Source organism: Streptomyces sp. NPDC102360 (genome assembly GCF_044766085.1).
Lineage (GTDB): Bacteria > Actinomycetota > Actinomycetes > Streptomycetales > Streptomycetaceae > Streptomyces.
Genome location: NZ_JBIWLG010000003.1, coordinates 707,202 through 725,599, shown reverse-complemented (window position 1 = coordinate 725,599; position 18,398 = coordinate 707,202). Strand labels below are relative to the sequence as shown.

Sequence of the window (18,398 nt, the reverse complement as noted above, 5' to 3'; positions counted from 1 at the left end):
GAAGGCAAATGACCGACCCTGGTTCTCAGGTCCTCGGCGGCTCCGCGGAACCGGCCTCGGGCCCGCCCGCGAGCTCCCACGCCCCGATGTCCTGATAGCGCCTCGGCGTGGACGCGGTCCCGGGAGCGCCGGCGACCAGGTGGAGACGGAGAGCGGGCCAACGCCGGCCGGTGAAGGTCTCGAGCGCGGCGGACGCCTCTGGCACGGACGTCGTGTCGTGACGGCGGGCGCGCGCCAGCGTCAGGTGCGGACGGAGCGGACGCTCGGGGAAGTCGACCCCGCAGGTTCTGATCTGCTTCCGGACCGCTTCGGACAGCAGGTGCAGCTCGTCCAGGTCACCTTCCACGCCGGTCCACAGCACCCGGTCGTCGAAGTGGCCACCGCCGCGCAGCGCCAGCTCGGGGGAGGGCCGGCCGGCCGCGAGGTCGGCGAGTGGCCGCAGGAGCCGCTGGACCGTTGCCGCCGACTGCTCGCCGAGGAACGCCAGGGTGATGTGCCAGTCCTCGATGCGGTTCTGCCGCAGGCGGGGGTGGGCGGCGTAGACCGGGCGCAGAGCGCGTGCCAGCTCTTCCTTCGCGTCGTCGGGCGGGGCGAGGGCGATGAACGCGCGCAGGGTGGCGGCGGACTCGGCCGGTTCGGTCACGTGCCCTCCAGGATCTCGACGTAACCGTCCGCCCCGTGCACACGGATCCGCTGGCCGTCCCGGATCAGCCGGGTGGCCCCGTCCACACCGACGACCGCCGGCAGACCGTACTCCCGGGCGATCACCGCGCCGTGCGTCATCAGCCCGCCCACCTCCGTGACAAGCCCCGCGACGGCCACGAAGAGCGGCGACCAACTGGGGTCCGTATAGGCCGTGACCAGGATGTCACCCGCCTCGATATCGGCCTGCGCCATGTCGAGGACGACGCGGGCCCGGCCCTCGACGGTCCCGGCGGACACCGGCAGACCGATCAGCGCGCCGTCCGGGACGTCCTCGCGCCGATACGTGCCGGTGACCGCCTCGCCGTCCGAGGTGAGCACACGTGGCGGGGTGAGCGACTGATGTGTACGGAACTCGTCCTTGCGCCGCTGGATGAGCCGTCCGTCCGCGCGGTTGGTGCGTACGACGTCATGGAGTTCCTGAAACGTCAGGTAGCAGATGTCCTCCGTGTCATCCAGCACACCAGCTTGCACCAGCCGCCCCGCCTCCTCCCACAACGCCCGCTTGTAGACGAAGTAGCGGCGGATGATCCCGTACTTGGGGTACTCGCGGTAGCCGATGAAGGTGCGGACGCGGTCGATCATCCGCTGGGTCTCGTCGGCCTTCGCGTCCCCGTCCACAGGCAGGGCGCGCAGGCGTGACAGCACGTCCGCCTCCTTCCGGCGTGCCTTCTCGAGCCCCTCCTCGAACCGCCGCTCCGCCGCGCCCGGTTCGAAGTTCCGTACGTTGTCGAGGATCACCGGCACGAGCGTGGTGGGTCGTTCGCTCCAGCGCGGCCGCGTGATGTCGATCTCGCCGACGCAGCGCACGCCGTAGCGGTCCAGGTACGCCTCGACGGCGGCGCGCGCCTCGGGTCCGCCGGCGCGCTTCGCCAGCTCGTCCAGGAAGTTGTCGTCCGCGAGCCGCCCGGCGTCCCGGAGAAAGGCCACCACGGCCGGGAGCGGGCGGATCACGTCCGCGACATCCAGCAGGGCGAGACCCATCTCCGAGGTGATGTTGCCGGGCGCGGACAGCGTGAGTGTGTCAGCCGCGTTCTTCTCGCCCAGCCACTCGTACAGCTTGTCGTTGAGCCACCATGTGGCCTCCATGCCCGCCATGATCGCCTGCATGCTCAACCGGTCACCGAGCGCCCGTTTGTGCTCCTCGAAGGCATCGAGCAGAAAGTCGAACAGGGCAGGACCGGTCTTCGTACGGATGTCACGCTCCAGAGCGGCGACGGACTCCTGGCTGCGCTCGATGAGGCCGGTGACGACGGCCGGGTCGGTCTCGATGGGAGCGGGCGGACCACCGCCGGCCGGTGGCGTGGCGGGGGCCGGGTCCGGGAGCGTCGGGACGAAGTCGCCGCGGTCGAGGACGGTTTCGAGGGCGTCCCTGATCAGAGGATCGCCACGGCCGACGATGTCGAGGAGGCCCGCGCGGCTCGTGGGCGCGGCCAGGCGCTTGGTGGCGTCGACGAACAGCCGCCCGCCGGCCTCGTGCATCGGCGCCATCGCCGTCAACTGCCATACGGAGATGCCCAGCGGCCGCATCGCGTCGGTCATCATCTGCTGATGGCCGACGGAGAGGTAGACGTGGTTCTCCTGGTCGTCGCGCTCGGGGACCGGGAACAGCGTCGTGATCGGCCGGCTCTGCACGATCTGGAACTCGGCGCCGTCACCGGCATCGGTGTCGGCCTCTGCCAGGCACCATTCGATGTCCTGAGGCCGGCCGAAGTGTGCCTCGATGCGGCGCCCGAGCCGCACGAGCCTGACGACCTGCGCATCGGTCAGCGCCGGCTGCTTCTGCCGCTCCACGTCGACCGTCACATGCTCCGTGCCACCGCCCGGGAGCGCGTACACGGCATGCTGCTTGGCGGCGATGGTCCGCTCGACGACCTCGCCGTCCCGTACCCGGAAGACGTCCGGGTTCACCAGGCCGGAGACAAGGGCCTCACCGAGGCCGAAGCCGGCGTCCACGGTGGCGACCTTGCGGTGGCCCGTGACCGGGTCGGCCGTGAACAGGACGCCGGACGCTTCCGGGCGCACCATCCGCTGCACGACCACGGCCATGTCGACCGTACGGTGATCGATGCCGGCCCGCTGACGGTAGGTCACGGCCCGCTCGGAGAACAGCGAGGCCCAGCACCGGCTGATGTGCCGGAGGATCGACTCCGGCCCGATGATGTTCAGGTACGTGTCCTGCTGGCCGGCGAAGGAGGCCGTCGGCAGGTCCTCGGCGGTGGCGCTTGAGCGGACGGCGCAGGGGGCCTGCTCACCCAGACCGGAGAGCGCGCGACCGATCTCGGCCGCGAGGTCGTCCGGGACACCGATCCCATCGACGATCCGGCGGAGCTCCGCGCTGAGCGCCCGGACGGCCTCCCGGTCGTCCGGATCCGTCCGCGACAGCCGGTCGAGCCGCTCGTCGAGCGACGGCGCGTCCGCCATGACCCGCCGGAAGGCACCGGTCGTCACGCAGAAACCGGCCGGGACCCGGACGCCTTCGATCCGCGCGAGCCCGCCCAGTTGCGCACCCTTGCCGCCGACGACCGCGACCTGCGTCTCGTCGACCTCCCGAAGCCCCACCACGTACTGCTCGCTCACTGCGCTGCCTCCCTGGCGGCCGTCCGCCCACGTATGACGAATGACGGATCACGAACTATGGATTATGACTCCAGGGCCGCTCGGCGCAGGTGCCCGGCGAGCGCCTCGGCCGCAGGCGAGGCCGCGCCGTCCTTGGCTCCCCAGGCCAGCAGATGCCGCCTGCGGGCCCACGGGTCCTGCAACTCGCACACGTCGAGGGGGTGGCGCGGGTCGATCGCGCGCCGCGGCACGACGGCGAGCCCGGCGCCCGCGGCGGCGAGGGAGACGAGGACGTTCAGATCGGCGACGGTCGTGCGGTGGCGCACCGCGGGGGCGTGCGGCCCGAGCCGCTTCTCGATCCAGCGGCGCAGCGAGGAGCCGGCGTCGAGGCCGACGAGCGGGTGCTCGGCGACCTCGCCGTACGTCAGTGAGGTCCGCCCGTCGAGGATCCCTCCGGCCTGGCCGATCACGACGAGGGAGTCGTCGCCCAGGGGTTCCGTGCGCAGGCCGCTGTCGCCGGCCTCGCCGTCGATGACGACCCCCAGGTCCGCCTCGCCGTCGGCGAGCCTGCGTACGGTCTGTGGTGTGCGGCTCTCGGACACGGTGACGTCGGTGTCCGGGTGGGCGCGGAGGAACGGGACCAGGGCCTGCGGCACCAGCCGGTGCATCGCCGATCCGCCGCCCAGCAGGGTCAGTTGGGCGTTCGGGGACCGGGTGTAGCTCGCGACGGCGCTGTCGAGGCGCGCGGTCCTGTCGAGTACGTCGCGTGCGTGGCGGGCCAGTGTCGCCCCCGCAGGCGTGGGCCGTACGCCGCGTCGGCCGCGGATCAACAGCTCCACCCCGGCGTGGTGTTCAAGCGAGCGCACCCGGGCGCTGGCCGAGGGCAGGCTCAGGTGCATGCGCCGGGCGCCCGCCGTGATCGAGCCCTCGGTGACGATGTGCAGGAAGAGCCGCAGGTCGTCCAGGTCGTAGCGCACTGGCACATCGTAGGACACGCCCTCAGCAGCAGCCTATGGAGCAGGCTTAGGCTGGGAACGTCGATTCCGCATTGTGGCGCCGCTCGTCCACGGGTGATGCTCTGCGGGTGATGGAGCCTCTACTTGTCCTGCTGGCTGGTGTCGCCGCCGGAGCCCTCAATTCCATCGGCGGTGGCGGAACCTTCGTGGCGCTGCCCGCGCTCGTCGCCGTCGGCCTGCCACCGGTGGTCGCGAACGCGGTGTCGCGCGTCGCCCTCGTACCCGGAGCGGTCGCCGGCGCATGGGTCTACCGACGCGAACTCGCCCCGGTGGGAACGGCGTCCACCAAGGCGCTGACGGCGATCAGTGTGCTGGGCGGCGCTGTCGGCGCGGGTCTCCTGCTCGCTCTCCCCGCCTCCTCCTTCGACGCCGCGGTGCCGTGGCTGCTCGCCTTCGCGACGGTGGTCCTCGCCTTCGGGCGGCACCTTTCGAGTGCGTTGACCCGTGCGCTGGGCCGCCCGGTCGGCATGAGTGCGCGCGCCGTCCTGATCGGGCAGTTCTTCCTCGGTGTGTACGGCGGATACTTCGGCGGAGCCGTAGGCATCCTGATGCTGGCGCTGTGGGGCATCGGCTTCGGCCTCGACGCCGCGGCCGGCAATCCGATGCGGGTGACCCAACTCGCGGCCATCTACCTCAGTGCGACCGTGCTCTTGCTGCTGGCCTCGGACGCGCTGACCGCTCCGCTGCTCCTCACGGCCATGCTGGTCGGCGCGGTGGCGGGCGGTTTCGCCGGCGCCCACCTGGCGCGCCGCCTGTCGGCCCGACTGCTGCGGGGCGTCCTGCTGACGACGGCGGTGGTCACGACTGTCCTGTATTTCCTGGGCGGCTGACGAAGCGGGCAGGCGGGGGCAAGGGGGTGCCTTATGGCGGTCCCGTCCGCGGTTCGATAGAAACGGGACCATGGAACCCCGCCCCACCGGATACACCCCCGCGGCGTACGGCGCCGTCACCGTGCTCGTCGGCGCCCGCAACGGGGCGTACCCGGGCGCCAATTCGCTGCTCGTACGCGGTACGAGTGCCTCGCTGGTCGTCGACCCCTCGCTGTCGCTCGTCGACGACGCGCCGCCCGCGGACCTGGTCCTGGTGAGCCACGCCCACGAGGACCACATCGCCGGCCTCGGACGCTACGACGTGCCGGTGCACGTGCACCGCGGCGACCTCGACGCGCTGCGCTCGCGCGCGGCCCTCGTCTCCGCGCTCGGACTGCCTCAGGACACGGTCGACGCCGTCGACGCGGCGATGCGGGACGAGTTCCATGTGGAGGGCCGCCCGGACGCGCAGGCGTTCAAGGACGGCACCGTGTTCGATCTGGGCGGGCGGACGGTGACCGTGGTCCACCTGCCTGGGCACACCGCGGGCCACAGCGGATTCCTGGTCGAACCGGACGGTTTCCTGTTCGTCGCGGACATCGACCTGACGTCGTTCGGCCCGTACTACGGCGACGTGGGCAGCAGCCTCGTCGACTTCGAGACCTCGATGCGGCGATGCGCGGACATCGACGCCCGCTGGTACGGCACCGCCCACCAGAAGGGGGTGATCGAGGGAGCGGCGGAGTTCCGCCGCCGGCTCGACGCCTACGCCGGCGTGGTGGACAAGCGGGACGCCGAACTGCTGGCCTTCCTGAGCGAACCGCACACACCGGACGAGATCGCCGACCACCGGCTGGTGTACCGGCCGCATGTGGAAGGGGCGCACATCCGGCCCGTGGAACTGCGCACGGCGCGGCGGCACTTGGATCGGCTGATGGGGCAGGGCCGTGTCGAGGAAGTGGTGGCAGGGCGCTTCCGCGCCGCGTAGGGACGCGGCGCGGAGGGACGCGGCGCGTAGGGAAGTTCCCTTCCGTCCCACGGGCTCAGACCAGCGCCGCGACCAGCACGGCGAACGCGGCGACGATGACGGCGACGCGGGCGTAGTGGTAGCGGTCCCAGCGGCTCATCTGCTCCTTCCAGTCCGCGGGCCGGTTCTCGGCGGTCCACGTCTTGCCCTGGTTGTTGATCGGGACGAGCAGCAGGAGCGACATGACCACGCTGACGAGCAGCAGCGCGCCGGCGACGACGACGAGCCCCGCGCCGTCGTGGTGCCATCCGGCGACGGCCCACATCGCTATGAGGACGAGCGATCCGATGTACCAGACCGGCATCACGGCGCCCAGCATCCGGCCCCCGTGGGAGCGTGCCTGCTGATTGGCGTCGTCGGGAAGGCCGCTGAAGATCGGGTTCATGACGAAGGCGACGGAGAACTCCACCCCCACCATCACGCCGAGAACCACGGTGGTGAAGACCTCAAGTGCGTTGAGCATGACGACCCCTTCGGAGATATCTAGCGGCGCTAGCCAGTGAGGCAAAGCTAGCGCTACTGCCGCTCGATTGTCTAGCGCTGCTAGGATCGGATCGTGCCGGCACAGGAACGCCGCATCGAGTGCAGGGGCTACTGGTGGACCGGCTCGCCGTGCTCTGACGGCCCGGCGAACCACGTGCCCACCGTGTGAAGGTGGCTGGGGAGTCCGGTGCAGTTCGTCAACTCGGTGCCGTGCGGCAGAACATGGCGGACCGCGTGTCGTTACGTCCAGTGAAGCCGGTCGCGGTACCTGTCGCGTGATGAGCGTACGGGGGAGTGCACACCCCGCGGCCGGCCTCTTCCCCTCGGGGTGGCGGGTCAGCGGGTCAGCGGGTCGTCGCCCAGCGTGGTCCGTGGGGTCGGGGCCGCGGTGATCGTGCGGTACGCGGCCCGGGCGTGGGCCAGGCGCGCCCACAGTGTGCCGACGAGCGTGGCGGTCAGGAGGCAGGTCAGCCAGAGCGTGTCACGGTGGCCGATCCAGCTGAGGGTGCCGGCGGGTGGTATCGCGAAGCCGTTGAGGAACAACCAGCACAGCACCGCGGTGCCGGGTGCCGCGGTGAATCTGGCGCAGAAGCCGAGGCCCGCGGCGAGCAGTGCGAGCGCGGTGAGCGCGAGCCAGGGGCGGCCGGGACCGAGGAGTGTGTTGATGAGCGCCACGAGCAGCAAGGCGGTACCCCCGGTCAACGCCCACACCAGCGGAGTGGCCACGGGCCGGGGTACGGGACGCGGTTCGGCGTTCCCGATGGACACCCACTTGATCACGCGCACGCTTCCTTCCCGCCGGCTCCGGACGCCAGGGTCGTATTCTCCCCCACCGCTCCTCGCGCCCGGAAGTCCCGGCCCAGCTGGTCGAAATGTAGCGATATACGTGATTTGCGCAGGCCGGATGACGGTCCACGCGGGCCCGCACCGTCCGGAATTCGGATGGCACTGGTCAAGGCGTTTACGTGCGCGTAACACTTACCCTGTCCCGCGCACGGCAATGGCGCCGCGCGCTCATCGAACGACCGGACCCGAGCGAGCCGCACCCGCAGGGAGATGGCGACTGCCGAGCCCGAAAGGCTTTCAGTGACGACGCGATCCAACACGCAGGACATCCTCGGCAACCTCCTTGCCGAGATCGAAAAGCGGAACCCCGCGCAGCCCGAGTTCCACCAGGCCGTGCACGAGGTCCTCGAGACCCTCGCGCCGGTACTCCAGGCCCGCCCCGAGTACGCCGAGGCCGCCCTCGTGGAGCGACTCTGCGAGCCCGAGCGGCAGGTCATGTTCCGGGTGCCGTGGCAGGACGACCGCGGCCGGGTGCACGTCAACCGCGGGTTCCGCGTCGAGTTCAACAGCGCCCTCGGCCCGTACAAGGGCGGCCTGCGCTTCCACTCCTCGGTCAACCTCGGTGTCATCAAGTTCCTGGGCTTCGAGCAGATCTTCAAGAACGCGCTCACCGGTCTGGGTATCGGCGGCGGCAAGGGCGGCAGCGACTTCGACCCGCACGGGCGCAGCGACGCCGAGGTCATGCGGTTCTGCCAGTCCTTCATGACGGAGCTGTACCGGCACATCGGTGAGCACACCGACGTCCCGGCGGGCGACATCGGCGTGGGCGGCCGCGAGATCGGCTACCTCTTCGGTCAGTACCGGCGCATCACCAACCGCTGGGAGTCCGTCCTCACGGGCAAGGGCCAGGGTTGGGGCGGCTCGCTCATCCGTCCGGAGGCGACCGGGTACGGCAACGTCCTGTTCGCCGAGGCCATGCTGCGCGAGCGCGGCGAGGACCTGGAGGGGCAGACCGTCGTCGTGTCGGGCTCCGGCAACGTCGCCATCTACACCATCGACAAGCTGCACGCCCTCGGTGCGAACCCGGTCACCTGCTCGGACTCCTCCGGGTACGTCGTGGACGAGAAGGGCATCGACCTCGAACTGCTCAAGCAGATCAAGGAAGTTGAGCGCGGCCGAGTCGACGTGTACGCCGAACGCCGGGGTGCCTCCGCCCGGTTCGTGCCCGGTGGAAGCGTCTGGGACGTCGCCGGTGACGTGGCACTGCCGTCGGCCACCCAGAACGAGCTGGACGAGAACGCCGCCGCCGCGCTCATCCGCAACGGTGTCAAGGCGGTGTCCGAGGGCGCCAACATGCCGACGACGCCCGAGGCCGTGCACCTGCTCCAGAAGGCGGGCGTCGCCTTCGGCCCCGGCAAGGCGGCCAACGCGGGAGGTGTCGCCGTCAGCGCGCTGGAGATGGCACAGAACCACGCCCGTACGTCGTGGTCCGCGCAGCGGGTCGAGGACGAGCTGGCGCACATCATGAAGGACATCCACGACACCTGTCACGAGACCGCCGAGCGCTACGGCGCCCCCGGCGACTACGTGACGGGCGCGAACATCGCGGGCTTCGAGCGCGTCGCCGACGCGATGCTGGCGCAGGGCGTCATCTGAGACCGGTGGCCGTGCGGCCTCGCGGGGCGGGGGCGGTCACCCGCCTTCGTCCCGCGGGGTCTGCGCCGCCTCGTCCCACGGAGCCTCCACAGCGTCGAGCGCGCTGATCGCGGCCCGGACCCGCAGCGCGTCCGGGCCCGTTGTGACGTCGAGCCCCGTGATCTCGGCGGCACGGCGCAGCCGGTAGTCGACCGTGTTGGGGTGCACGCACAGCGCGTGCGCGGCGTGCCGGCGGTTGAGCCCGCAGCGCAGGTACGTGCGCACCGTCGCCAGTAGTTCGGGGCGCCCCGCCAACGGCCGCATCAGGTGCGCCAGTTCGTCCCGCGCGGGCCCCGGACGCATCAACTGGTACTCGAGCAGTACGTCCGGGAGCCGGTACAGCCCCGCGGGACGCTCCGACGCCGCCGCCACCCGGCGGACCTCCCTGGCGAGCGCCACCGCGGCGGGAACGTCGGCCGGGGCGGCGGACGCCGCGCCCGCCATGATGTCGACCCCGGCGATCCGTCGCATGTGCGCGACCGCGTCCGCCAGCCGCTTCCAGTCCTCGTGCGAGACATCGTCGGGCGCCGTACGGCACGGGACCAGGGCCAGGCCCCCGTCACCGGACAGCGCGGACAGGACCGTGCCGTCGACATGGCGGTCGAGCTCGACGCGCAGGCGACGCAGTTTGCGTCTGCCCGCGATGACCGGACTCACCCCGTCGAGCGCCTCGTCGGGGTGGGCGCCGATGGCGAGGTCGAGGACCAGGAAGCAGGGCGGGACGTCGAGACCCCAGCGGGCCGCGGCGCCGTGCACGTCCGTTCCCTCGACCAGCGCCGTCAGCAGGTCCTGACGTGCGGACTGTTCCTCGCCCAGGACCGCCTGGCGCTCGGCGGTGTACCCGGCGACCACGGTGACCGTCATGCGTTCCAGGAACTCGAGGACCAGCGCCGTGGCGGTCCGTACATGTTCCAGATCGCCAGCCGTGGCATGGCGCAGCATCTGCTGCAGACACTCCTGCGCACCGATGTGGTACGCCCGCAGCACCGCGTCGACGGGCACTCCCTCCTCGGCACGTTTGGCGGCCGACTGACGCAGCGCCAGAAACCGTCCCTCGTCGGGGAGTCGGCCCGTGCGCAGCATCGTGGCGAAGGAGGCGATGCACTGCCCGACGACCCGCTGGATCTCGCCGCGGAGCTGTTCGCGCGGCATGGTGTCGTACACCGGCACCCGGTCGACGAGGCGGTCAAGGACGCGGCCGGTCAGCTGGGGGAGCGCCTCGCTCAGGCGCTGGTGCAGGAGGACGCCGTCAAAGGTCAGCGGCGCCGACGAACCGCCATCGCCGGTCATGCCGCCTCCCCACGGACCCCGAGGTTACCTGCGCGTAGCGTCACCCAAGATCGCTGTCCGTGGGAGGGGTGTCAAGAGCCGGGCCGGGGTGCGGGCGCGATCTTCCGGAGGCGCGGCGCTTTGTGACGGCTCACAATCGGCGCTGTTCATGTCTGGACGTCAGCCGGGGTCGCCGGCGCGTTCGGTGCACCAGTGTTCCTCGGGACATCAGAAAGGCAGGACACACATGTCTGTGACCGATTCGCCCACGCGCACGTCCAGGACCTCCAAGGGTCTGGCAGCCGCGGCCCTCTGTGCCTCCGCCGCCCTCACCCTCTCGGCCGCGCCACCCGCGCACGCCGACGACGCGCCCAAGCTCCCCGAAGGCGGCGTGGCCCAGGCCCTGACGAACTATGCGACCTCCCCGGGGGCCGTCGCGGGCGCCAACGACTGGTCGTGCAGACCGAGCGCCGAGCACCCCGACCCGGTCGTCCTGCTGCCCGGCACGTTCTTCAACTTCGGCGCCAACTTCGTGAAGGCCGCGCCCCGTCTGAAGAACGCGGGCTACTGCGTCTACGCCATGAACTACGGTTTCACCGCCCTGTCCGCCGGGCGGGTCGGCGGCCTCGGCCCGAACCGCGAGTCGGCGGCCCAGCTGGACGCGTTCGTGAACAGGACCCTCGCCTCGACGGGCGCGAAGAAGGTGGACATCATCGGTCACTCGCTCGGCGGAAACGTCCCGATGTGGTGGATGAAGAAGATGGGTGGCGCGAAGAAGGTCGACAAGTACGTCGGCTGGGCGCCGAGTTCACACGGCACGAACCTCAACGGCATCGCCGATCTGGGCAACGCGCTGAACCTGATGGGCTTCGTGACCGGCCTGTCGAAGGTCGCGCAGTTCCCCGGCGTGATCGAGCAGACGAACACCTCCGAGTACACCCGCGAGATGTGGGCGGACGGCGACACCGTCCCGGACGGCCCGCACTACACGGTCGTCATGACGAAGTACGACACCGTCGTCACGCCGTACGCCTCCCAGGCGCTCAAGGGCAAGGACGTCGACAACGTGGTCCTGCAGGACGCCTGCCCCGGCGACCGCGCCGGGCACATGGGTCTGTTCAACGACGGCCCGACGCTCCAGATCACCATGAACGCCCTCGCCGACGGACCCGCGGACTTCAAGCCCTCCTGCCGGGACTACGGGCTGCAGTTGCTCTGACCCGAAGCCGGTGCGTGCGCGACAGTGGCGGAGCCCGAACCTCCGGCCTAGCGTGGAGTGCTTCGCCACAAAAGCCGCGCCAGGGAGGCATCGCATGACCCGCCCCGACGGACAGGCCACACCCACCGAACTCACCACCGCCGACGCGTCCGCCGCCCTGCTGGAGAGGCTGGCCGACAAGCTCGGCGGCCGGGCCTCCATCGCCGCGGTCTTCGGCGAGCCGGTCTTCCGGGAGGGCGTCACCGTCGTCCCGGTCGCCCGGGCCGGCTTCGGCTTCGGCGGTGGAGCCGGGCGTGAGAAGGCGGGGGACAAGGACGGGGAGGGCGGCGGAGGCGGAGGCGGTGTGCTGGCCAAGCCGCTCGGCTTCATCGAGATCAAGGACGGGGCCGCCACGTACAAGCCGATCCGCGACCCGTGGGTGGACGTGGCCCTGCCGCTCGCCACGCTGCTGGCCGGCGTCGTCGGGAGCAGGGCGATGCGGGCGGTGGCGAAGGCCCGGCTCGGGCGGCGCGACAAGGCGGAGTGAGGCGAGGGCCCAACACCCTTTCCGCTCACGCTGGGCCCCGCACCCTCGATGGCCGAGCTGGAGGTCAAGGCGATCATGCACCGCCTGCTGCGCACCCATCAGTGGACGGTCGACCCCGGCTACGCGCCGCCGATGGACTACCACTCGCTCCCGTTCCCCAAGGACGGGCTGCCGATCGCCCTGACCGGGCGCCGCTGACCTTTCCGGTTACTCCCTACTTGTCGGTAAAGTTCCATTAGGGACTTTCGGTCCTTACGTGGGTCATATGTTCTCGGCGACCCTTGGTGCCGGAGGACTGCGTGGCAGGGGGGTCCATCATGGAGGTCAGTGAATGCTCGGCACCGGTATGTCCGGCGGCGGCGCGAGTGCGGCTGTCGGATACCCGGCGGACGGCACACGCGGATCCACGCGTGTGGTCGGGCTGCTGCTCGCCGCCGTCGCGGCCCTGTACGTGGTGGCACCCGCGGTGCACTCGGCCAGCGTCCCGCTCGTCCACGCCGAACTCGGCCTGGGCGAGCACCACGAAGTCGTCGCCCGGGTGGTGGGCTCGTCCCTGGCACTGTTCGTCCTGTTCGTCGCGGGGCGGACCGGTGACCTGCGAGGACGGCGCTCCGTACTGATCGTTGCCCTGGCGGGGCTCGCCGCCGGGTGCGCGCTCGCCGCGGTCGCCTTCGACGGCTGGTCGTACGTGCTCGGGCGGATCGTCGTCGCCGCGGCCCTCGCGGCGGTCTTCGTCAGCTGCCTCGCCTTCCTGCCGACCGTGTTCCTGCCCGGCCGGCTGCGCAAGGTGATGGGCGGCTGGCTGGCCGCGATGTCCGTGGGCTTCGTGCTCGCCGTGAACCTCGCGCCGCGGGCGACGTCAGTGACCGGGTGGCGGTGGGCGATGGCCGCCATGACCGTCGCCGCGGTCGTCGCGCTGTTACTCGTGCACCGCTACATGCCCGACCCTGCCGCGACCACGCGCCGGCGACTGCCCGACCGGCCGCGCGCCGGCTACCTGATCGCCTTCGGCGTGCTCGCCCCCGCGGCGCTGCAGCTCGCCCCCGTGTGGGGGTGGGCGGACCCGCGCGTGGGCCTGCTGCTGCTCGCCGCCACCGTCGCCCTCGTCCTCGCGAGGCTGCGCTGCGCCGGCCTGTCGGTGCTGTCCCGCGGGCGTCCGGCGCCGATGCCGGGGGCGCTGCGCGCGGGCGCCCTGGTCGCGGGCCTCGCCCTCGGTTTCACCCAGGTCGTGCTCTCCATGGCGCTCCCGTCGCTCGCGGCGGAGAAGGGCGGCGGCCCCGAGTCCGCGGGGTTCGTCCTCTCGGCCTTCGGGATCGGCGGCGCGGCGAGCTGCCTGCTGGTGCGCCGCCACGCGGTCACACCGGTGACGGGCTCCTCCCTCGGGCTGCCGCTGGCCGCGCTCGGCCTCGTCCTGCTGCACGCCGGCCTCGGCGACCAGGCGTACCCGGTGGCAGGCGACTTCGCCGTCGTGGCGCTGATCGGCTTCGGCGTCATGCTGGCCGCCGCGCCGCAGATGGCGCGCTACCTCGCCGCCCTCCCGCGCACCCACCTCGGCACCGGCGCGGCCCTGCTGCCCGGCTCCATACTCCTGGGCACGGCCGCCGCGCAGGCCCTGCCCTTCACCTCCGCCCTCGACAGCGCCCCCGTACCCGCCGAAGCGCGCCAGCTGCTGCGCGTCGGCACGATCGTGCTCGCCGTGGCCGCGCTGCTGCTCGGCCGGGTCGCGGTCTCCGTGGCGGTGGCGTGCGCCGCCGGACTGCAGTACCTGCTGACACGCACCGGAATCGGGGACTCCGGCACCCTGATCATCGCGCTCACCTTCGGGGCCGCGGCAGGCGCCGTCGTCTGGTCGCGGCGCGAACAACGGGACAGGCTGGCCCGGTTCAGCCAGACCGCGAGCACCCTCCAGCACGCCGTGCTCCACCCCATACCCGAGAACCTGGGCCGGCTGCGGCTCGCGAGCCTGTACCGGCCCGCCACCGCGGACACCGGAATCGGCGGCGACTTCATCGAGGCCCTGGACACGCCGTACGGCACCCGGATCCTCATCGGCGACGTACGCGGCAAGGGCTTGCAGGCGGTGCAGACCGTCACCGATCTGCTGGGCTGCTTTCGCAGTCAGGCGTTCGAGACCGAGGAGCTCGGGGAGCTCGCCGCGCGCCTCGACCGGCAGGTGCTGCGCGCCGCCGCCACACGCGGGGACGAGGAGCTGTTCGCGACGGCGCTGCTGCTGCAGCACGACGGCCCGGAGCGGGAGGCCCGCGACCTGCGGATCGTCAACTGCGGCCACCTCACGCCGCTGGAGGTCACCCCCGCCGGCGTCACGGAGATCGACGTCCCGACCCTGCTGCCCCTGGGCTTCGGCGCGCTCGGCTCCGGCGCCCCGCTCACCCCGCACACGGTGCGGCTGGGCGTCGGGGCGACACTCGTGGCCCACACCGACGGACTGAGCGAGGCCCGTAACTCGACCGGCGAGTTCTACCCGCTCACCGAGGATCTGACCAGGGCGCCGTACGGCACGCCCGAGCACCTCGTGTGCCATCTCGACGCCGGTGTACGCGACTGGACCCATCACCTGGCCGACGACATCGCGATCATCGCGCTGCGCCCGGCCGAGGCCCCGGTCCCCGCTCCCGCACGCGGGCCTCACATCATCCGGACAACCCCGGGATGACCGGCGCCGGGGCGGCCTGCCCCGTGCGCAGGGCCGTGAGGAGGGAGTGCAGCGCGGCGTGGGCCTGTGGCGCGCAGGTGGCGGAGTCGGCGTCGGACACCGCGCGGTGGGCGCGTGTCCAGGCTCGGGCGGCGCGGCCGTTGTGGTGGTCGACGAGGGCCAGGGCGTAGCGGGCGCGCATGCTCGACCACACGTCGTCGCGCAGCCCGGGCTGCGCGAGAGCGGCGAGAGCCGCCCGGTGCGCGGCGCGCGGCTCGGTGTCCCGCCGGGCGCAGGCGAGGGCCGCGAGGTAGACGGCCCGGCCCGGCCCGCCGGTGGCGTGGTCGGGCGTGAGGACACAGGCCTGCTCGAAGAGATCGGCTGCCTGGTGGGGGTCCCCGAGGGTGAGGGCGATGAGGCCGTGGACATGGGCGATGCGGGCCAGCAGGGTGTCGTCGCCGTCGAGGACGGCACCGGGCCAGATCCGGTCGAGCAGGGTGAGGGCCGTGTCCGGGTCGGTGCGCGCGGCGAGCCAGGCGGCGAGCCAGGCCGCAGGGGCCGCCGAGGGGTGGTCCTCGGGGCAGCGGGCCAGGAGTTGGAGGAGATAGCGCAGCCCGGCCGTGCCGTGGCCCGTGACCCACCAGAACCACAGGCGGGTGGCGGTCTCCAGGGCGGCGACGGCGGCCTCGGGACGGGGGTCGGTCAGCGCGTGCCGCAGGATGGCGTTGAGGTTGTGCTGCTCGTCGGAGAGCAGGCGTACCGCCTGCGTCTGATGACCGTGCTCCCACAGGTGTTCCGCGAGGTGAACGATCCTTCGGCAGTGTCCGGCCCGGCGTTCGACGGCGATGTCGAGTTCGCCGGCCTCGGTGAGCCGGCGCTCGCCGAACTCCCGTACCGCCGGAGGCATTCGATAGCGCGGTTCGGCGGGGCCGTGCGGGTCGTTCTCGTGCTGGAGCAGGCCGAGCGAGGCCAGTTGGGTCAGCAGCCCCGGCACTTGGTGCGGGGAGACCTCGCCGCCGGTGCACAGCAGGACGGCGGCCGCCTCGCCGAACGACCCGGCCAGAATGCTGGCGCGGCTCCACACCATCCGCATCCAGGGGGAGCACAGCGCGTGGACGGCGCCGACGGCCTCCTCGACGGAACGGTGCCGCCGCAGACGCTGCCGGGGGCTGTGCAGCCAGGACTGCCCGTGTTCCACGAGTTCGGCCAGGTCGTGCAGGGAGTACGAGCGCAGCTGGGCGGCGGCGAGTTCGATCGCCAGGGGCAGTCCGTCGAGGGTGTGGCAGATGTCCTGGACTCGTTCGAGGGTGGACGGATCGCGGTGCCGCAGCGCGCCGCCGGCCGTGGCCAGGAACAGGCGCGCGGCGGGCGAGGGGGAGCCGTCGCCCTCGGGCTCGGTGGCGAGCGGGCCGAGTCGCAGCACCACTTCGTCGCCGAGCCCGAGGGGGCGGCGCGCGGTGATCAGTACCTGGAGCGTCGGGTGGTGCAGGAGATGCCGCTGGACCACTCCGACGCACTCGTCGTGGACCGGGTCGATGTCGTCCAGGAACAGCAGGACCCGAGGGGCCGACCGCCGACCGGCGGGCGGGCCGTCAGGCGAGAGCGGGGTGCCGAGCAGCGCCTGCCGCACAGCGTCCCTGAACGCCCCCGGTCGGCCGGTCGCCTCCGGCCAGGACACCCGCACCACCTGTCGCCGGGACAGCCGGGCCCGTTGCGCGGCGACATCGCTCAACAGGCTCTTGCCGACCCCGACCGGGCCGGTGACGGTGACCAGCCGGTGGCCCGCCAACAGGCTCCGCAGTTGGGTCAGTTCCGCTTCTCGCCCGATGAGGGAGTCGTCGGCCCGGCTGTCCGCGACGAGTCTGAGAAGCGTGCCGACCTCGCCGGCTTGCTTGCGCACCTTGTGTCCTTTGCGGCTTCGACGAATGGAACGAAGGGGTGGTGAGCGAAGATCAGCAGAATCGTTACTGTCGGCAACTCCCGGCAGCTTCAACGCCGGCGGTGCGCGCCGGTAGTGCGCGTGGGCGCAGGCGTACCCGCAGGGCAGACAATTTGGATGCACCGGATGACGGAATCCACGGAAAACCCCCATCAGGGGCATATTTCACGTGCACGCACCTACAGATACTCCACATAGGGGCGCGCTCTCCGCACGGACAACCGGGAACCTCCGGTCATGACACCGTATTCACCGCGCATCCATGTCAAACCAGCGCTTGCGGCGGCCGATTGCCTCGCCTGGCGCCTCAAATACGCACGCGATAGCGGCAATTGGTGCGCGACCTGTTGCCCCAGCGGCTCCAGCGCCTTAGCGTTCTCGCACTCAACCGCTTGAGTTCAGGGCAGTTGGGTTACGGGCCGTTCCGTTCGGGGGCGGCTTGCCGGTAGGCGTGGCAGGAGATTCCATGCGCCGTACTCCCTCCAGACGCTCGACCCTGAAGGACATCGCCGAAGAGGCGCGGGTGTCCGAGTCCGCCGTGTCCCTGGCGCTGAACGGGCGGCCCGGTGTCTCGCCGGCGACCCGGCAGCGGGTGCGCGAGGTCGCCGACCGGCTCGGGTGGCAACCGAGCGCGGCGGCGCGGGCGTTGAACGGGGACAGCACGGCCACGGTGGGGCTCGTCCTGGCCCGCCCCGCGCATGCCCTGGGCGCGGAGTTCTTCTTCCTGCAGCTGGTGTCCGGGATCCAGGAGGCGCTCGCCGGGCGGAGCATCGGGCTGCTCTTCCTGGTGGTCCCCGACCTGGACGCCGAGTGTGCGGCCTACCGCCGCTGGTGGGCCGAGCGCCGGGTCGACGGCGTGCTCGTCGTCGACCCGAGGGACGGCGACCCGCGTCCGGCCCTGCTCGACGAGCTGGGTCTGCCCGCCGCGTTCATCGGATCCGTGCCGGGGAGCGAGGGCGGCTCGGCGCACCCGGGCATCTCCAGCGTGTGGGCCTCGGACACCCGGGCGATGGCCGGCATCGTCCAGCACCTGCACGGTCTCGGGCACCGCCGTATCGCGCACATCGCGGGGCTGCCCCATCTCGCCCACACGCAGCAGCGGATCCGCTCCCTGCGGGACGAGTCGGAGCGGCTCGGCCTCGACCCCGCCGACATCCGCAGCATCCCCACCGACTACTCGCGGCAGCAGGGCGTCGTCGCCACCCGGCAGCTGCTCGACACACATGAGCGGCGACCCACGGCGATCGTCTACGACACCGACGTGCTGGCCGTCGCCGGGCTCGGCGTCGCCGCCTCGCTCGGCATCGAGGTGCCGGGTGCGCTGACGCTCGTCGCCTGGGACGAGTCCGTGCTCACGGGCTCCACCCACCCGCCGCTGTCCGCCCTGGTACGTGACACCCCGGCCTTCGGGCGGCACGCCGCCGAGGAGTTGCTCGCTCTGATCGACGGGGGACCCGCGCGCACCGTCGAGGACGAGACCCCCCGGCTCGTCCCGCGCGGCAGCAGCGGCCCGGCCCCCGCCGACCGCCGTCGGAACCCTGCCGGACGCGCCCGGACCGGAGGGGACGCGCCTCCCGACTCCGACCCTGCCTCCGACCGTGGCCCCACCTCCGACCATGGCCTCGCCCCCGACCCCACCCCCGGCTGATCCACGCACCACATCGCCCACCACCGCGCTCTGACAACGATGTCGAACGGTCCACGGCCAACGGCCA

At 71.9% G+C, this 18,398-nt stretch carries 15 protein-coding genes; 8 read left to right on the top strand and 7 right to left on the bottom strand.

Features of this window, described 5'->3' with window-relative positions; all coding sequences use genetic code 11:
* Window positions 1-25: 25 nt before the first annotated feature.
* The 3 genes from thpR to ACIRHA_RS17640 all read right to left on the bottom strand — a co-directional run bounded on the left by thpR (window position 26) and on the right by ACIRHA_RS17640 (window position 4,238).
* Complete coding sequence (thpR, locus tag ACIRHA_RS17650) at window positions 26-643, bottom strand: RNA 2',3'-cyclic phosphodiesterase (RefSeq protein ID WP_403846130.1); 618 nt, start codon at window positions 641-643, stop codon at window positions 26-28.
* A complete protein-coding gene (gene rph / locus ACIRHA_RS17645) occupies window positions 640-3,282 on the bottom strand; it encodes a rifamycin-inactivating phosphotransferase (RefSeq protein WP_403846127.1) in 2,643 nt (880 codons plus the stop codon). Before rph ends, thpR begins: the two co-directional genes overlap by 4 nt.
* Window positions 3,283-3,344: 62 nt before the next feature.
* On the bottom strand, window positions 3,345-4,238 hold the full coding sequence (locus ACIRHA_RS17640; protein WP_403846124.1) for a LysR substrate-binding domain-containing protein: 894 nt from the start codon (window positions 4,236-4,238) through the stop codon (window positions 3,345-3,347).
* 107 nt (window positions 4,239-4,345) lie between these two features.
* On the opposite strand from ACIRHA_RS17640, the gene ACIRHA_RS17635 reads away from it, so the two are divergent.
* Window positions 4,346-5,107, top strand: coding sequence for a sulfite exporter TauE/SafE family protein (locus ACIRHA_RS17635; protein ID WP_403846122.1), 762 nt, complete (start codon window positions 4,346-4,348; stop codon window positions 5,105-5,107).
* A gap of 70 nt (window positions 5,108-5,177) precedes the next feature.
* Window positions 5,178-6,074: an MBL fold metallo-hydrolase gene (locus ACIRHA_RS17630; RefSeq protein WP_403846119.1), complete on the top strand. Its 897-nt coding sequence runs from the start codon at window positions 5,178-5,180 to the stop codon at window positions 6,072-6,074.
* Between the two features lie 55 nt (window positions 6,075-6,129).
* On the opposite strand, the gene ACIRHA_RS17625 is transcribed toward ACIRHA_RS17630, so the two are convergent.
* Window positions 6,130-6,576 carry an anthrone oxygenase family protein gene (locus tag ACIRHA_RS17625; protein ID WP_403846116.1) on the bottom strand — a complete coding sequence of 149 codons (447 nt, stop codon included), beginning with the start codon at window positions 6,574-6,576 and terminating at the stop codon, window positions 6,130-6,132.
* A gap of 356 nt (window positions 6,577-6,932) precedes the next feature.
* Window positions 6,933-7,376: a hypothetical protein gene (locus tag ACIRHA_RS17620; protein WP_403846113.1), complete on the bottom strand. Its 444-nt coding sequence runs from the start codon at window positions 7,374-7,376 to the stop codon at window positions 6,933-6,935.
* A 306-nt stretch (window positions 7,377-7,682) separates the two neighbouring features.
* Here ACIRHA_RS17620 and gdhA point away from each other — a divergent pair, with 306 nt between their 5' ends.
* A complete protein-coding gene (gene gdhA, locus ACIRHA_RS17615; RefSeq protein ID WP_403846110.1) occupies window positions 7,683-9,038 on the top strand; it encodes an NADP-specific glutamate dehydrogenase in 1,356 nt (451 codons plus the stop codon).
* Between the two features lie 36 nt (window positions 9,039-9,074).
* Here the strand turns inward: gdhA and ACIRHA_RS17610 are convergent, their stop codons facing one another.
* On the bottom strand, window positions 9,075-10,367 hold the full coding sequence (locus ACIRHA_RS17610) for a PucR family transcriptional regulator (RefSeq protein ID WP_403846108.1): 1,293 nt from the start codon (window positions 10,365-10,367) through the stop codon (window positions 9,075-9,077).
* 226 nt (window positions 10,368-10,593) lie between these two features.
* Between ACIRHA_RS17610 and ACIRHA_RS17605 the strand changes: the two genes are divergently transcribed.
* The 4 genes from ACIRHA_RS17605 (at window position 10,594) to ACIRHA_RS17590 (ending at window position 14,765) form a co-directional block, all read left to right on the top strand.
* Window positions 10,594-11,565 (top strand): esterase/lipase family protein, encoded by a 972-nt coding sequence (locus tag ACIRHA_RS17605; protein ID WP_403846105.1) that lies wholly within the window; start codon window positions 10,594-10,596, stop codon window positions 11,563-11,565.
* Window positions 11,566-11,659: 94 nt separating this feature from the next.
* Window positions 11,660-12,091, top strand: a complete 432-nt coding sequence (locus ACIRHA_RS17600) for a spore germination protein GerW family protein (RefSeq protein WP_403846102.1) — start codon at window positions 11,660-11,662, stop codon at window positions 12,089-12,091.
* A gap of 48 nt (window positions 12,092-12,139) precedes the next feature.
* Window positions 12,140-12,289, top strand: a complete 150-nt coding sequence (locus ACIRHA_RS17595; protein WP_403846100.1) for a hypothetical protein — start codon at window positions 12,140-12,142, stop codon at window positions 12,287-12,289.
* A 133-nt stretch (window positions 12,290-12,422) separates the two neighbouring features.
* On the top strand, window positions 12,423-14,765 hold the full coding sequence (locus ACIRHA_RS17590) for an MFS transporter (RefSeq protein ID WP_403846099.1): 2,343 nt from the start codon (window positions 12,423-12,425) through the stop codon (window positions 14,763-14,765).
* Here the strand turns inward: ACIRHA_RS17590 and ACIRHA_RS17585 are convergent.
* Complete coding sequence (locus ACIRHA_RS17585) at window positions 14,743-16,644, bottom strand: ATP-binding protein (RefSeq protein WP_403846096.1); 1,902 nt, start codon at window positions 16,642-16,644, stop codon at window positions 14,743-14,745. The two genes, ACIRHA_RS17590 and ACIRHA_RS17585, sit on opposite strands and share 23 nt — an antisense overlap.
* A 505-nt stretch (window positions 16,645-17,149) precedes the next feature.
* Between ACIRHA_RS17585 and ACIRHA_RS17580 the strand changes: the two genes are divergently transcribed.
* The gene (locus ACIRHA_RS17580) at window positions 17,150-18,331 is read left to right on the top strand and encodes a LacI family DNA-binding transcriptional regulator (protein ID WP_403846093.1); all 1,182 of its coding nucleotides are present in this window, start codon (window positions 17,150-17,152) and stop codon (window positions 18,329-18,331) included.
* Window positions 18,332-18,398 lie beyond the last annotated feature (67 nt).

Excerpts from the sequence above, each read along its gene's own strand:
- ACIRHA_RS17625 (WP_403846116.1), bottom strand. The coding sequence starts at position 6,576 with ATGCTCAACGCACTTGAGGTCTTCACCACCGTGGTTCTCGGCGTGATG.
- ACIRHA_RS17630 (WP_403846119.1), top strand. The coding sequence starts at position 5,178 with ATGGAACCCCGCCCCACCGGATACACCCCCGCGGCGTACGGCGCCGTC.
- ACIRHA_RS17595 (WP_403846100.1), top strand. The coding sequence starts at position 12,140 with ATGGCCGAGCTGGAGGTCAAGGCGATCATGCACCGCCTGCTGCGCACC.
- ACIRHA_RS17590 (WP_403846099.1), top strand. The coding sequence starts at position 12,423 with ATGCTCGGCACCGGTATGTCCGGCGGCGGCGCGAGTGCGGCTGTCGGA.
- ACIRHA_RS17600 (WP_403846102.1), top strand. The coding sequence starts at position 11,660 with ATGACCCGCCCCGACGGACAGGCCACACCCACCGAACTCACCACCGCC.
- ACIRHA_RS17580 (WP_403846093.1), top strand. The coding sequence starts at position 17,150 with ATGCGCCGTACTCCCTCCAGACGCTCGACCCTGAAGGACATCGCCGAA.
- ACIRHA_RS17605 (WP_403846105.1), top strand. The coding sequence starts at position 10,594 with ATGTCTGTGACCGATTCGCCCACGCGCACGTCCAGGACCTCCAAGGGT.
- ACIRHA_RS17610 (WP_403846108.1), bottom strand. The coding sequence starts at position 10,367 with ATGACCGGCGATGGCGGTTCGTCGGCGCCGCTGACCTTTGACGGCGTC.